Origin of the sequence: Dulcicalothrix desertica PCC 7102, from assembly GCF_003991905.1 — a bacterium.
GTDB classification, from domain to species: Bacteria; Cyanobacteriota; Cyanobacteriia; order Cyanobacteriales; family Nostocaceae; genus Dulcicalothrix; species Dulcicalothrix desertica.
In genome coordinates this window covers 16,121-29,125 of sequence record NZ_RSCL01000053.1, presented here as the reverse complement: position 1 = coordinate 29,125, position 13,005 = coordinate 16,121, and the positions used below count along the sequence as shown (strand labels likewise).

At 38.1% G+C, this 13,005-nt stretch carries 15 protein-coding genes; 8 read left to right on the top strand and 7 right to left on the bottom strand.

What is annotated here, in order from left to right:
* The first annotated feature begins 112 nt into the window (after positions 1-112).
* The gene (locus tag DSM106972_RS48480) at positions 113-826 is read left to right on the top strand and encodes a hypothetical protein (protein WP_127087420.1); all 714 of its coding nucleotides are present in this window, start codon (positions 113-115) and stop codon (positions 824-826) included.
* A gap of 432 nt (positions 827-1,258) precedes the next feature.
* On the opposite strand, the gene DSM106972_RS48475 is transcribed toward DSM106972_RS48480, so the two are convergent.
* Positions 1,259-1,663, bottom strand: a complete 405-nt coding sequence (locus DSM106972_RS48475; RefSeq protein ID WP_127087419.1) for a hypothetical protein — start codon at positions 1,661-1,663, stop codon at positions 1,259-1,261.
* A gap of 136 nt (positions 1,664-1,799) precedes the next feature.
* Here DSM106972_RS48475 and DSM106972_RS54580 point away from each other — a divergent pair, with 136 nt between their 5' ends.
* The 4 genes from DSM106972_RS54580 to DSM106972_RS56180 all read left to right on the top strand — a co-directional run bounded on the left by DSM106972_RS54580 (position 1,800) and on the right by DSM106972_RS56180 (position 3,154).
* Positions 1,800-1,988, top strand: a complete 189-nt coding sequence (locus tag DSM106972_RS54580; protein ID WP_127087418.1) for a hypothetical protein — start codon at positions 1,800-1,802, stop codon at positions 1,986-1,988.
* A 49-nt stretch (positions 1,989-2,037) separates the two neighbouring features.
* On the top strand, positions 2,038-2,307 hold the full coding sequence (locus DSM106972_RS48465; RefSeq protein ID WP_233786934.1) for a hypothetical protein: 270 nt from the start codon (positions 2,038-2,040) through the stop codon (positions 2,305-2,307).
* Positions 2,308-2,673: 366 nt separating this feature from the next.
* Positions 2,674-2,823 (top strand): DUF924 family protein, encoded by a 150-nt coding sequence (locus tag DSM106972_RS48460; protein ID WP_201800900.1) that lies wholly within the window; start codon positions 2,674-2,676, stop codon positions 2,821-2,823.
* Between the two features lie 154 nt (positions 2,824-2,977).
* Positions 2,978-3,154, top strand: coding sequence for a GFA family protein (locus DSM106972_RS56180; RefSeq protein ID WP_459178373.1), 177 nt, complete (start codon positions 2,978-2,980; stop codon positions 3,152-3,154).
* 977 nt (positions 3,155-4,131) lie between these two features.
* Here DSM106972_RS56180 and DSM106972_RS48450 read toward each other — a convergent pair.
* Positions 4,132-4,395, bottom strand: a complete 264-nt coding sequence (locus DSM106972_RS48450) for a hypothetical protein (RefSeq protein WP_127087416.1) — start codon at positions 4,393-4,395, stop codon at positions 4,132-4,134.
* A 631-nt stretch (positions 4,396-5,026) separates the two neighbouring features.
* Between DSM106972_RS48450 and DSM106972_RS48445 the strand changes: the two genes are divergently transcribed.
* A complete protein-coding gene (locus tag DSM106972_RS48445) occupies positions 5,027-5,536 on the top strand; it encodes a hypothetical protein (RefSeq protein WP_127087415.1) in 510 nt (169 codons plus the stop codon).
* A gap of 291 nt (positions 5,537-5,827) precedes the next feature.
* Here DSM106972_RS48445 and DSM106972_RS48440 read toward each other — a convergent pair whose 3' ends face one another.
* Entirely contained in the window at positions 5,828-6,010 is a 183-nt protein-coding gene (locus DSM106972_RS48440; protein WP_127087414.1) for a LysM peptidoglycan-binding domain-containing protein, read from the bottom strand.
* A 619-nt stretch (positions 6,011-6,629) separates the two neighbouring features.
* Entirely contained in the window at positions 6,630-7,127 is a 498-nt protein-coding gene (locus tag DSM106972_RS48435; RefSeq protein WP_127087413.1) for a hypothetical protein, read from the bottom strand.
* Positions 7,128-7,442: 315 nt separating this feature from the next.
* Here DSM106972_RS48435 and DSM106972_RS48430 point away from each other — a divergent pair, with 315 nt between their 5' ends.
* Positions 7,443-9,224 carry a GmrSD restriction endonuclease domain-containing protein gene (locus DSM106972_RS48430; protein ID WP_127087412.1) on the top strand — a complete coding sequence of 594 codons (1,782 nt, stop codon included), beginning with the start codon at positions 7,443-7,445 and terminating at the stop codon, positions 9,222-9,224.
* Here DSM106972_RS48430 and DSM106972_RS55245 read toward each other — a convergent pair.
* The 3 genes from DSM106972_RS55245 to DSM106972_RS48420 all read right to left on the bottom strand — a co-directional run bounded on the left by DSM106972_RS55245 (position 9,221) and on the right by DSM106972_RS48420 (position 12,308).
* On the bottom strand, positions 9,221-9,352 hold the full coding sequence (locus tag DSM106972_RS55245) for a hypothetical protein (protein WP_267901239.1): 132 nt from the start codon (positions 9,350-9,352) through the stop codon (positions 9,221-9,223). The two genes, DSM106972_RS48430 and DSM106972_RS55245, sit on opposite strands and share 4 nt — an antisense overlap.
* A 44-nt stretch (positions 9,353-9,396) precedes the next feature.
* Complete coding sequence (locus tag DSM106972_RS48425) at positions 9,397-10,077, bottom strand: hypothetical protein (protein ID WP_127087411.1); 681 nt, start codon at positions 10,075-10,077, stop codon at positions 9,397-9,399.
* Between the two features lie 101 nt (positions 10,078-10,178).
* Complete coding sequence (locus DSM106972_RS48420) at positions 10,179-12,308, bottom strand: helicase-related protein (protein ID WP_233786933.1); 2,130 nt, start codon at positions 12,306-12,308, stop codon at positions 10,179-10,181.
* Between the two features lie 334 nt (positions 12,309-12,642).
* On the opposite strand from DSM106972_RS48420, the gene DSM106972_RS54575 reads away from it, so the two are divergent.
* Positions 12,643-12,861: a hypothetical protein gene (locus DSM106972_RS54575; protein ID WP_145837492.1), complete on the top strand. Its 219-nt coding sequence runs from the start codon at positions 12,643-12,645 to the stop codon at positions 12,859-12,861.
* Positions 12,862-13,005: the final 144 nt, after the last annotated feature.

The window sequence follows — 13,005 nt, the reverse complement described above, 5'->3', positions numbered from 1 at the left end:
ACGATTGGTTCAGATGAATTGGACATTGTGTTATTTTACCGCATTATTAGCCCAGCTCCCCCAAAATTTTTCGCTCTCCAATTAAGTCGTTCAATTACGTAAAGTTTAAGTTATGTCTATTCATTATTATGTAAACCAAGCTTATCAGATAGCTGACTCTTCAATCAGTTCTTTATTAGCAGTTTCTCCTCATGAAGACTTAGTATTTAGTAATAATGAAGGATTGTGTAAGGGTGCTGATATATACACTGTAATAACTAGGCGACAAGCAGTTTCTCTTATCAATTGTTATTTTCATAGTTCTTTAGACTCTACTGACTTGAAAATTGAAAATATTAGTTTAAATGATTTAAATACCCTAAATGCTCTACAGAGTATTTACTTGAGTAGATTAGAAGCTAGGATAAATGAGCATTTAATTTTTCAACATGCAAAACAAATACTTACTTTTGTAGACTATACCATTCTAAAAGTTTTATATCCTTTTCCAAATGCTAATAATTATAAACTTCTATTAGAAGAATTTAGTAAAAATTTTTTATCAATATCTGAAGGTCATTTCAAAACGTCAAAAGATATCATTACTTGGTTTTTTGCTCTCCGACCAAATATTAGTTTTGTTGCAAGTGAAAAAAAGACAATTGGTCTTTTTTATGCTGAAGATGAAGCTTACAGCATTAGCCTTAGATTTGCTGCTTATGCGGATGATTATATAGATAAAGATAAGCTTAGACTTTTTATAAAAAAGCTACATGCTTGGAAATTGCTTCATACTCCAATTGATATAAGCAGCCAACTGGCAACAGCAAACTCTCGGAATAATTAATATCATATCTCAAGGGCAGGCGCCTGTTATAAAGTGTGAACTTCGTGGCACTGGAAGTCTAACCAATACACAAATACTGGTTTATGGGACTGCACTATTTAAACAGAGTTAGAGGGTGCCCGCATTGCTTTAGATGCCTAAATACCCTAATTAATTTGTGGCACTTTCAAAATTCCGAACAATTATACTAGTTAAGGTTATATCTGTAGGAAATTTTCATCGGCGCCTGTTCAAAAATTTCTTATATCTTTAGTAGTACATAAAAAAGCAATTGATGTTTGGATTGATGAAGGAAAAGAACTGTTATAACGCCCGAATCTTATGTAATCAATAATACTACGTCTTAATATTGGCGCCTCGAAAGTTGAGGTAGCCTGTTGCTCCTGATACAAACATTGTAAGTATTAGCGCCTCCCTAACGTGTTGAGGCTCCTATCGACCCCAAAAGCAACGATAAAAGCGACCCGAAAAATCTACAGTTACTGCAAAATAAAGCAGTGATGTTAAAACCATTGTCCCTTGGAATGTTGTAACAGCAACAGCGGGAACACCCCCAAAAACTGCTTGTGATGAAACAAAGCTGATTTCTTCAAGCTTAAACAAACCGTAATCGTCGGGAATATCTACTCGACCAATGTTAGTAACACCTACAGTGACAGGCGCCTCTTTATGTCGAGATAGAAGAGATTCGTAAATTTTTCTAGACATTAGTATGCTACTGAAAATATCTTCTCGGTAGCCATGTGTTAACATCCAGCGTTCAAATGGGTTGAACAGGCGCCTGAAGCATTGAGGTGGGAAATATCTACCATAGAGTTTCAAGACTAAACGTGCCATATATTTATGATGATTACAGGCGCCGCATTTTCACATTTCTCGCTCGGAGAAGAAACTTCTCAATACTGCTAAAAGTTGACTGCTATGCTATACTAAAAGACTAGCTTTACTTTTCTTGAAAATAAATGGTAAACTTATGGCAACACTAAATTATAAACTAACTGGGAAATATCTTCCACCGCAAATATTTATTTTGGGAATATGTTTTGTTCCTGGAGTTAATGAAATCAGTGGTGAGCAGGTAAATGAAATACGGAAATTTATTAAGACTGATCGTTTGCTTCAACATTATTTAGATCAGAAAATTCTGAGCATCCAAGATTGAAAATTTGGCTCTTTCTTCTTAAGTATCTGTATCAGCAAAAAATTATTGTATGTCACTTGTAGTGGTGATGCAACTAATCTTCGCTCGACTACTAATTAGTCATTTTACAATTGGGGTAATTGTGAATTATATCAACCAAGCAATACTAGAAAATCTGCGTTTTGGTGGTAAAACTTCTGAAGCATTGAAGAATACATTTAACTGTAGTTATAGTGTCCTCGATCAAGCATTGCGCGCGCGTCGAGATGCATCTGAAATTGAAATAAGCTGGAGTGCCGATAATAACCATGTTAGAATTTACAAACTCAAGCATAAATAAAAATCTATTTTATCGCCTTCCCGACAAGCCGATGGTACTTTTTCAAAGGTACAAACAAAGATAAAGGGCGTTGATGAATACGAGATTCCCCTATCCAAGTTTATAGTTTTGCACTTAATTTACTGGGCGCCGCGCCAATCACCGTGATTTAAAAGTTCGATTAGTGACATTATTATTGAGTACTCGATAACTACGGATGTTTTGCCTTCTATCATTTTACCGAATGGAAGGACTACGGCGCCTGAAAAGTGAACGATATGGTGCCTAATAACAAAGCAGCATTAACCTATTAGTACATTAATTATTGTTTATATTTTTGCTTTCTGCCCTTTGCCTTTCGTGAAAAATTACTTAAAATTAAATTTCGTGATTGCACGATTCTGGCGCCATCCCCATCGCAATGAAGTTTTAGGGCACTTAGCAACACCCGAAGAGCTTGAATATCTAGCAAGTGAACAGCTTGTACATACTCGTCCAATGCTGCCACAATTATCGCAATTTCTCTTCAATAGTTGAGGGTGATATGTACTTATAAGGTTATTACAGGCGCCTTCAATTTCTGCAACTCTCACATTTATTAACTACGGCGCCAGCTAATTGCAGAATTTGTATATGATAAGAGATGGTGCCAAAAATAAAAACCTTTGCATAGGAGAGAAAAACATGTCTAATGTTAAAGTTGCATTCATGTAGCTGCTTGTGTGGAGCAGTAAGCGTATTTGCTACAAGTATGAGTAATCTTGTAGGAGCTTGCCATTGTAATATGTGTAGAAAGTGGGGCGGAGGAGCTTTTTTAGTTGTAGAGTGTGGTGCCGATGTTAGTTTTGAAGTTGACTCGTTAATTTGAAAGTGACCTTTTTGTTTCTTCAATCCCATACATTAACCACCTCTCTATTTGGCAATATTTATTTAGATATTTATAAGTATATTTTCTTGGCAAAAAAACAATATTTATCTAATATTTAAATATCTGATTGAAGTCGCCAAAAATTCATAAGTTTTATTAATTTTTAATGAAAGGGCACTTGTTCTGATATTTCATCATATCAAAATTTCAAGTTTTAAAATGTGGACTATAACTATTCATTCTATAGAACCATCGAGAAAAGTATAGTCAGATGCTTGCATGACGCACACAATTATGTAAACTTTACTCAAAGCAATGTAGAATTTGTCATTTTGTATTACAATTAGTCCGTTTTACTCGGATATTGTCCAATATGTACAGAAAAAGTTCTATCTAGTACTACGTCTAAAAATGGACGAATTGATTTACTGACTGGACTCAAGGCATTAATTGAAGCAATTGATAACGAAGATTCGGAAGAAGATACTCAGGAAGAATCACGCCCAGAGTGCGGTTCCCGTGGCGGCGCCAGAATTGAATGGAAGACTGTAAAAGGTTATAGACCATATCCTTATCTACGTTTCCGACACGAAGGTAAATACCGAAGCTACTATCTTAAGCATTTAACCAAGTAGTCACATCTAGTTAGGGTGCGCTCGCGCCTCTAAAAATGCCCTCGAACGCACCCTAACTAATTATTAGCACCTGAAAACAGTAGAAACAATTGTACTTCCAAGCCTTGGTATTACGTTATTTGAGGAGCGTTAGGGTGCGCTCACGTCCCCTAAAAATGCCCACGAACGCACCCTAACTCTGTATATAGTTGATCAATGGCGCCTGAAATCAAAACAAACTTTTGTACTAAGAGTTTGTAGTATTTTGCTATGCCGTCAGGGATTGTTAGGGTGCGCTCACGCTCTTAAAATGTCTTTAAGCGCACCCTAACTAAATGGTGACTATTTTTATTGCCTTCTCATTTATCTACCGTAAAACTTACCCAGAAAAGTTACTACTACCATTGCAGCAAATGCTATGCAAAACCCACCTGTTGTAGTTTCTAAATTAACTTTAAAACCTGCAATCTCGGCTCCGCCTCTCTCAGGACGAGTTCCTGACTTCAAAAGATTAAAACCTATCCAAATTAAAAATATTGCAAAAACGAATGTCCCTGCAACTACGATTAATCCAGCTGTATCATTTGCTGGGCTTGACTGTGCTAACAGGGGGTTTATGTTTATCATAAAGTTAGTATTTTTTACGGCAATAGTAATCATCTCTTAATTTAGATTACCGTATTTTGCCAAATTATTTAATATAGTTCACCAACTCTTTGGTATAATCATTATTTCAAACTTCAAAATGTAATACATAAAGCTACATAATTAGTTTCTGGTATAAGCAAATAAAAATACACAGAGATATTCAATAAGTCAGCATTAAGAAATGAACCTATGTGATGTGATATTACGTTGTTTGAGTTAGTTAGGGTGTGCTTATCCATTAAAAAATGCGTTTGAGCGCACCCTAACTAATTATGGTGCCTGAAATCCCTACGAACAAGAGTACTTAAAACTTGTAATATTACGTTGTTTGAGCTAGTTAGGGTGCGCTTACCCATCAAAAAATGTTTGCAAGCGCACCCTAACAAATCGTAGTGCCAGTATTCAATTACAGTTAGTTTTTGCCTTTCTTGACAGAAAGGAGGGCACCTAATCTTACTTATATTTTAAAACTAAACGCATTGTATCTATATATTGTTCTAGGCGCCTTTCTTCGAGTGCGCGTTGCATCTGTTAATTGTAAAGCGATGGAGAAAGTTGTTGGTGGACGGCGCCAACATTAAAATTAAATAAGCCGATGTAAAACCGAAGTATGAATCCTACGTTAGCTGGGCAAATATTTGAATCTTTTCTACATCCTGGGGAAAGAGCAATTGCAACTCATAAACTGTCATCTTTTGGTGTTAATGCCATACCAGTTTTGGAGTCGTTGTTTAGTGGTGAGGCTAAAAATAGTTGGGGCGTTTCCTATTCAAGATTAGGAATGCCTATATACTGTGGACTTATAACCGCAAAACTCTTAGGTTCATTGGCTAAACCCTTGGAACCATTTATCCGGGAGTGCCTTCATTCTGCTGAAGGGGGAATGTACGCAGTTGAGGCACTGCGAGCGATTGGAACTCTAGATGAAACCTCAATTGTTGAGCTAGCCGCTTGCTTGAACAAAAATACTAGCCTTGCTTGGGAAGTTGCTTATACTTTGCATTGCTGTGGAGCAGAAAAAAATGAAGCTGTTATAGAGATTGCGAATTCCTCACAAAAAATATCTCGAATCTTAATTGATGCAAGAAAGAGTTATTACAAAAACCTTCTAAATAGCTAACCTAATACTTCTGCTCATGGTGCCTGTAAAATTCTCTATATGCGATGTGCGACTATTTGTATTATCGTTGATGGACACAAATTGAACGGCGCCATGAGTCAACAAAATCTCTGTGATTTGGTAACGATAACAGGTACACAAACTACATATTCTGATTACTAGGTTGTAGGCGCCGCATATGAAGAATTCTACATATGCGCGCGTATCTGTCAGATTAAGCTATCTATCATAAATACATTTAGTTCACGTTTAAACTAAAGATATTGACAAAGTGTACTCAATTCTAACTTGTTACCAAAAAACTGGAATTGTTATTTCAGGTATGTGAAGTTTCATGCCGGGTGTAATTCGGTCAGGGTTTCCTCCAATTATATGAATATTGGCATCATAAATTACACTCCACATATTATGGTTTCTATAAACAGACTGAGCAATAGTAGAGAGAGTATCGCCTGATTTTACTATGTATGTCATAATCTTATCCTTTAATTAATAGAGTGGTTAGTGAAAGAAGGTTCTTAATATTTTCCTTCTTGTTAAAAGTTAATAGTTTTAGACTTGAACAAGTTATGCACTTCACAATTTCCCCCACTCCCTAATGAAGGCGCCTGTAATTATTGCGAATATTTGTATTACAAAATCAAAGTAGTGCGCTATTCAAATGGAGTTAGGGTGCGCTCATATGTCTAAAAATGCTCTTGGAACGCACCCTAACTAATCAATGGTGCTAGAAGCAGCGTGAACATGTGCCTGTTGAACTGATTATTAGTACAAACGCCTCTCTAAACAAGATACTAGTTAGTTCTAGATTACTCTGTTGGAATATTACAGGCGCCGCTATTCAGTTCCAGTTCGGGAGGCACCAACTTTAGAGAGAATGAGGCACCGCAACTAGATTGAGCGACAATCTGTATACTCATAATCCCTAGCACAAATATTAGTATGGCTAGAATCAACGATTTACTGCGCGCGATAGTTCCAGCAGTATCTTGTGCTATTGATTCGGTTTCTTTTTCGCTTGCAGGTTCGGCGCCGTCTAATTTATCGTTTTTTGAAGTGATTACAATCTTTATTTACAAATGTGTAAAAATATCTAAGATTTTGGACACTTCCCTAGCTTCACGTATTCACGGAAACTTTTACTATATAAATAACCTTTGTTTTCCCACCATTTCGCGGCACCTGTTTCTTCTAAATCTGTTCTCATATTTCTGCACCAACCTGCCCATAATTCTTCTTCTAGTAAATTATTCTTATATTGATAATATAAATTCTCATATAAATTAAAAAATGTACTCATAATCTCATTAAATCTGGTAACTTCATTTTCACTCAAACTATTTGGCTCTTTCTTACCAAGCGTGTATATACGCGCGACTTGTTCATCTTGGGTAATCAATGCTTCAAGTTCTGCAAAACTGCTAATAATCGCTTGATAAGTAGCGCCTTTAGCTGCTTTAGTACTTTCTTGCACTTGGCGAGCGAGGTATAAAAGCGATATAACCACTGCAATTGCTTGGATTACATTGGTAGCAGCCTGAATTATTGAAGTGATATCGCCGATGCTTAGGGCAGCTAGAAACAAGCTCATATTTCAACTTTTGTTTTAAATTTATACACTAGCATCAATTGAAATATACTTAGCATAAAAAATTACGCGCATAATTTCAACAGAGTTAGAGTGCGTTTGTGTGTCTATAAATGCATAGTCACCGCACCCTAATTAACTCATGGCGCCTGTGATAACTCAAATTATCCTTTGCATCAAAATTTACAATACATAGTTTGTATCTATATCAAAAGCAAAGCATTGCCGGGTAAAGGTTAACTGACAAATTGCTTACTGTAAACTAACATGTTTAATGTAGTGCAGAATACCAATACATAGACCCAAACGGCGCCTGTTATGTCGAAAACCTTATTCAAACAAATCAACTATCCGCTCTCTAACCTGATTCAGGATATCGACATGGGTGAAATTGGGCTGCCGGATATCCAGCGTCCGTTTGTTTGGGAAGCTGCAAAAGTTCGGGATTTGTTTGACTCTATGTATAGAGGATTTCCCGTTGGTTATTTTCTATTTTGGTCAAACGACCATTTGACTGGTTTAAACTCCAGCAATACTCGCCAGATTGGCTTGGAGTCGAAACAAGTTAAAGTTCCCCGTCTGTTAATTGTTGACGGACAACAACGACTCACTTCGTTGTATTCAGTTATCAAAGGGCACTACGTATTAACAAAGGACTTTAAGCAAGTAAAAATTCAAATTGCCTTCCGTCCCACAGATTCAACGTTTGCTGTTACAGATGCGGCAATACAAAAAGACCCGGAGTACATACCTAATATTTCTGAACTCTGGTCAACTTCTACCGATATATTTGAACTAGTTGATTCTTTCCTCGAACGGTTAAGAGAAACGCGCGAGGTTAAGAGCGAAGAACGCACGAAAATCAAAAAAGCCATCAGTGACCTAAAAGGGGTAGAACATTATTCCTTTACTGTGATGGAAATTGCTTCACATGTCGAAGAGAACCAAGTATCAGAAATCTTTGTTCGTATCAATTCAAAGGGTGTGACCCTTAAACAAGCTGATTTTATATTGACGTTGCTTTCTGTGTTTTGGGACGAAGGCAGAAGACAACTTGAACAATTTTGCAGGGAATGCCGTGTACCATCCTCAAGTTCGGCGCCTTCCCCATTCAATTATTTTATCCATCCAGACCCTGATCAAATATTACGGGTGTGTGTAGGACTGGCATTTAAACGCGCGCGGTTGCAGTATGTGTATTCAATACTTCGTGGTAAAGACTTGGAGACAGGGGAGTTTTCTGATGACAGGCGCCTTGCTCAATTTGATGAACTCAAAGTAGCACAAACCAAAACGCTAGATTTAACAAATTGGCACGAGTTTCTAAAAGCATTGATGCAAGCTGGTTTTCTTAGTGGTTATATGATTACCTCGGATATTGGGCTGTTGTACGCATACGTAATGTTTTTAATTGGTAAATACCAGTTCAATATCAAACTGAGTCACCTTCGTAATGTAACCGCGCGCTGGTTCTTCATGACTGCAATTACCGGGCGTTACTCAAACTCCCCTGAAAGTGTCATGGAGTCGGATTTAGCAAGGTTACGTTCTCTCAAAGATGGCAAGGAATTTATTAGCAGCCTCGACAATGTGATAAAAAATACGCTGACTGAGGACTATTGGAATATTACCCTTGTTAATGAGCTAGAGACTTCCTCCGCACGCACTCCTGTGTTATTTGCTTACTATGCTGCACTTAATTTACTCGGCGCCAATGCTTTGTTCTCTAAACTTAAGGTACAGCAGCTGCTTGACCCTGCCATTAAAAGTAAGAAGTCTGGGGTTGAACGTCATCATTTGTTCCCCAAAGCTTATTTGAAGACGTTAGGTATAACTGAGGTTCGGCAAACCAACCAAATTGCTAATTATGCTTTGGTTGAATGGTCAGAGAATATTACTATTTCAGATAAGGCGCCTGCTGATTATTTCCCTGAGTATCGCAAGTTGTATAAGGATAATCCTGCGGAGTTAGAGCTTTTGATGCAGTGGCACGCTTTACCGGATGGTTGGGATAAGATGGAGTACGGTGAGTTTTTGGGCAGGCGCCGGATTTTAATTGCTGGCGTTATTCGCAAAGGGGTGGAGAAGCTGTTTGGTTAAGGCGCCTGTTTGATGTGGCGCCGATATCTATTGAACGAGCATGAAAAGTTTTTGGGCAGACGCTCACGCAAGGCAAATAGTGAGTTTGGTTGGGCAGATGCTTGTCTAGAAGAGCAAGAAGGCGCCATAATAATCTTTCAAAACTTTTTGAACGTAAAGTCGAAAATTTAAGCTACTTCCTTTGACGTAATGTCTTTTCAAACCGCTCTGCTAGAATAATCGTCATAAATGGATCAACAAATCCCCCAAAGAATGGAAGTGAGCGTATTATAGCTAATAATACAAGTGTTGGGTCTAACGTTGTCTGGAGAACTCCTAAAATTGCATTTTCTGCGGCTTTGCGAGTATAACAGCGACAAATAACGTTTGCATTTTTCATGTATACGTCAATTGAATCAGATGCGTTATTTACGGAAATCACTTCAAGGTAAATGCGGTCACCTGGATTCAATAACTCAATATTGAAATCGAGTTCGCCTTTCTGACGCTGCAACTCACTAATTTTTCCAAAACCAACTACTGGCTCAGTTTTCAGGTTGTAACCTACGATTTTTGCATTGTTATCCAGCCGTATTAGAACTGGTTGATTTCCAATTGCTTGATTGCCAGAATTAAAGACTTCGAGATTAAACAGAAATACAGATGTTGCCTGTTCTCCTGAATATTTCACTTCTAACTCATTGCGAATTGTATCTGAGAATGCCAATAATGAAGATGCATCATTGATAACGCAATCAACTCTCTTAACTTGGTTCGTTTTTTGCCAGACGAATATGGATGCTGCCGCTGTTATTAATGCTCCAACAAGCCCACCAATAACCGCAGCAATTGTGGGATTTTCATACCATTTCATCTATTGTATAACTCCTCATTGCATAATCGCAGCCATTTAATTGGCTACACATCCTCAAATATGCTTTGTAGCCCAATGCATAACTAATTGTTTAAATTACACTAATGAAACCACTGTGTGCCGTATGTGACATTAATCACCTTTTTTGAGTGACATTGATTTGATTGCACGTAATTTATCAACATAAGTGCCAAACTTTCCTCCTGTAAATTACCTTGTTCTAATTTGCGCGCGTTGACCAAACTGTTGATAAAGTCGATGTAACCAGGCAGAACCTCGGAGTCAAAAAGCGTATCCCCGTAAATCGAGGCGCCTAAATTTTTAACATCAGTGATGGTAGGTATTTCTCCTTCCCCCGTTGCGAGTTCCCCAACAAGTTTCTTGTTTAAATTAGCCAGCCGGGAAGCTTGACGTAATAGCTGACTTTCACTGTTCGCGTAGTAGATGTAAATATTTTCACACTTATGAGCTTTAGGACGGTCGATTCTACCAATACGCTGTTCTAGAATCATCGGGTTCCACGGTAAGTCTATGTTAATTATATAATCAGCATCTTGAAGATTTTGACCAACCGAAAGTGTTTCCGACCCAATTAGTACAGATATTTCTTCGCTCTTGGTTGGACGGTCAGTAGGCTTTTTACAGCTAGCGACTGGTGCAAATAACCGGAAAACTTGCGCGCGCTTAACTCCAGTACGATGATTACTTCCCTTATAGAAATTATGAGGAGCAACAGTAATAGCAGCACTTGAATTATTACGGTAGTATGATTTAGTGGCACCGATTGCCATACCAATACCTTTGGCGCCGATAATTCCATCTCGACACATGTAGTCATAGTAATCAATAACCGTGTCTGAGAAGGTAGAAATTAATAGTACCTTGTGACCTTTATCTATAAGTTCTTTTACCTTGTTGGTAACTTGTTCTCGCTTATGGTCACGGAGAAACTCACCAGCTAGTAAATTTTGAACTTGGTCTAACTGCCGCAAATCACCCTCGCAGTCAGAGAGAATACGGTTATATATATATTGTGCCTGCTCAGGGTTATCTCGAAGTGCGTCAGTGTAATTGTTAATTAAGGTTCGTAGCTGCTGGCGCCGTTGTTGTCCTTCTTCTTGATCTTCGTCGCTTTCGTCTTCTTCTTCCTCCTCATAATCTTCATTAAATGTTTCCCAGTCATCTTGGTCAAACAATGTAGGTTGATTTTTAGGAAGCGATTCAAATTCGTAGTGGACGAGAAGAAATTGTTTTAACCCATCAGCATCAGGGGTTACTTGCTCTAAAAGGTTTTGTAATTTACGAATTCTACTACCAAAACCCTTAATAGTACGTTGTAGTGCGTACATCGATGACTCCGCACGTTGAAGAAACAGGCGCCGTTGGTTACGAAGTAGCGACCGCTGTTCAACGTTTTCTCTTAAATAACGAATTGGGTCAGCAAAGGGAATAAATAAACTATCTTCAAATTGAGTAAATATTTGCTCTAATGCTTCCTCGGTACTTATCTCAAACTCTACTGGCAGCCATTCGGCAACACGTTTAGCATACAAATTCATATCAGGGGTAGCTTCCCGCAGCATTTGACGGGTACGCTGAAGAAACAGTTCTTTGTAAACACGTCTAAATATCTCAGTATTATCTGTAAAGTTTTCTACTCCTATATCCCTACTTTGAAACCAGGTTACTAGTTCACCAGGTAAATTTAACTGATTAAAACCTTCGGGACGGTTGAGGAAGGGAGACAATATATTATAGATATCCTCACGGCGGTTATTCCAAGGAGTAGCAGTTAACAGTAAGAAGTAACGCTGTCTACCAGATTTTCTATCCTGTTCCTGAATTTGTAAGCAAGTTCGATGAATACGGTTTCTATAATTGCGGATACCCTCGTGTGCTTCATCAAGGATGATAATATCGGCGCCACCATAACGGTTAAATTCGGTAAGAAAATTATTCCCCTTCCGACTCATCAAATTTTTATTGTATAGTTCATAATTATTACTAGAAAAACCTAACTCAGCCATTTCGCGTTCCCAGTTATCATGCAGCTTCTTTGCGGCGATGATAGCAACTTTGGCGCCGTTGTTTTGTTCCCCGTATAATTTAGCCACAGTCGCTGCAAGTCTTGATTTTCCTAGACCCACAGAGTCAGCACACACAGCTACACCAAAATCTTGCATGACTCGTAAACAATGCTGGGCGCCTGATTTTTGGTGTTCAAACAGCACACCATCGTAAACGAGTTTGTCTAAAATATCGCTGCTTTCAACCTGGAACTGATGCGGACGCTGATGTGCTAACCAATATAGAAAATCGTTTGGCTTACCATAGGCGCCTTTGAGGATAATTTCAACAGCTTGTTTAAAACCTACGATTTCTGGATATTCGGAAATCTCTAATGTTGGAGTAACAGTAGGTGGTGCCGTGGGGGAAGTTGTATAAGTACCATCTTCGGTAGTTATTTGAAACTCAGTTAATGTTGTTGGTGGGTGGTCAGGGTCAACATTAACAGTCGCAGTAATACTTTCTGGTTCTTTACTTTCAATTGTTACCGTTACTAAAGTGTCATCAGGGATTATAATATCTTCGACTTTATCAAGATTTTTACCTGTAATCTCAACTGTTGTAGTTTCCCCCGGCGGTAATTCTGGGGGTGAGATAGTTTCTATAACTGGTTCGTTTGCTTTTTGGCGCCGTTCTCGTTCGGTAAGTACTTGCTGTAAAAATTCTTGGCTAAGGTCAAATGATAAATCTTCTCGTTCCCATTCCGAGTCAAATTGACGAATACTATCGTGAATAGCTTCGCTGTCTAACTTAGAGTCCCAAGAATATAGAAATGTCAGTAAATCGCAAACTTTTCAAAAATCCCAAAAATTGTAGCCTTGAATACAATTTATCCAAGACTAATCTTAACTATTAATTAGA

Bases quoted from the DNA above. Each gene is read 5' to 3' on its own strand.
- DSM106972_RS48435 (WP_127087413.1), bottom strand. From the start codon at position 7,127: ATGAGCTTGTTTCTAGCTGCCCTAAGCATCGGCGATATCACTTCAATA.
- DSM106972_RS48440 (WP_127087414.1), bottom strand. From the start codon at position 6,010: ATGACATACATAGTAAAATCAGGCGATACTCTCTCTACTATTGCTCAG.
- DSM106972_RS55245 (WP_267901239.1), bottom strand. From the start codon at position 9,352: ATGGCGCCTTCTTGCTCTTCTAGACAAGCATCTGCCCAACCAAACTCA.
- DSM106972_RS54580 (WP_127087418.1), top strand. From the start codon at position 1,800: ATGGCAACACTAAATTATAAACTAACTGGGAAATATCTTCCACCGCAA.
- DSM106972_RS48445 (WP_127087415.1), top strand. From the start codon at position 5,027: ATGAATCCTACGTTAGCTGGGCAAATATTTGAATCTTTTCTACATCCT.
- DSM106972_RS48450 (WP_127087416.1), bottom strand. From the start codon at position 4,395: ATGATAAACATAAACCCCCTGTTAGCACAGTCAAGCCCAGCAAATGAT.
- DSM106972_RS48465 (WP_233786934.1), top strand. From the start codon at position 2,038: ATGTCACTTGTAGTGGTGATGCAACTAATCTTCGCTCGACTACTAATT.
- DSM106972_RS48480 (WP_127087420.1), top strand. From the start codon at position 113: ATGTCTATTCATTATTATGTAAACCAAGCTTATCAGATAGCTGACTCT.
- DSM106972_RS48475 (WP_127087419.1), bottom strand. From the start codon at position 1,663: ATGGCACGTTTAGTCTTGAAACTCTATGGTAGATATTTCCCACCTCAA.
- DSM106972_RS48425 (WP_127087411.1), bottom strand. From the start codon at position 10,077: ATGAAATGGTATGAAAATCCCACAATTGCTGCGGTTATTGGTGGGCTT.
- DSM106972_RS56180 (WP_459178373.1), top strand. From the start codon at position 2,978: ATGTTAAAGTTGCATTCATGTAGCTGCTTGTGTGGAGCAGTAAGCGTA.
- DSM106972_RS48430 (WP_127087412.1), top strand. From the start codon at position 7,443: ATGTCGAAAACCTTATTCAAACAAATCAACTATCCGCTCTCTAACCTG.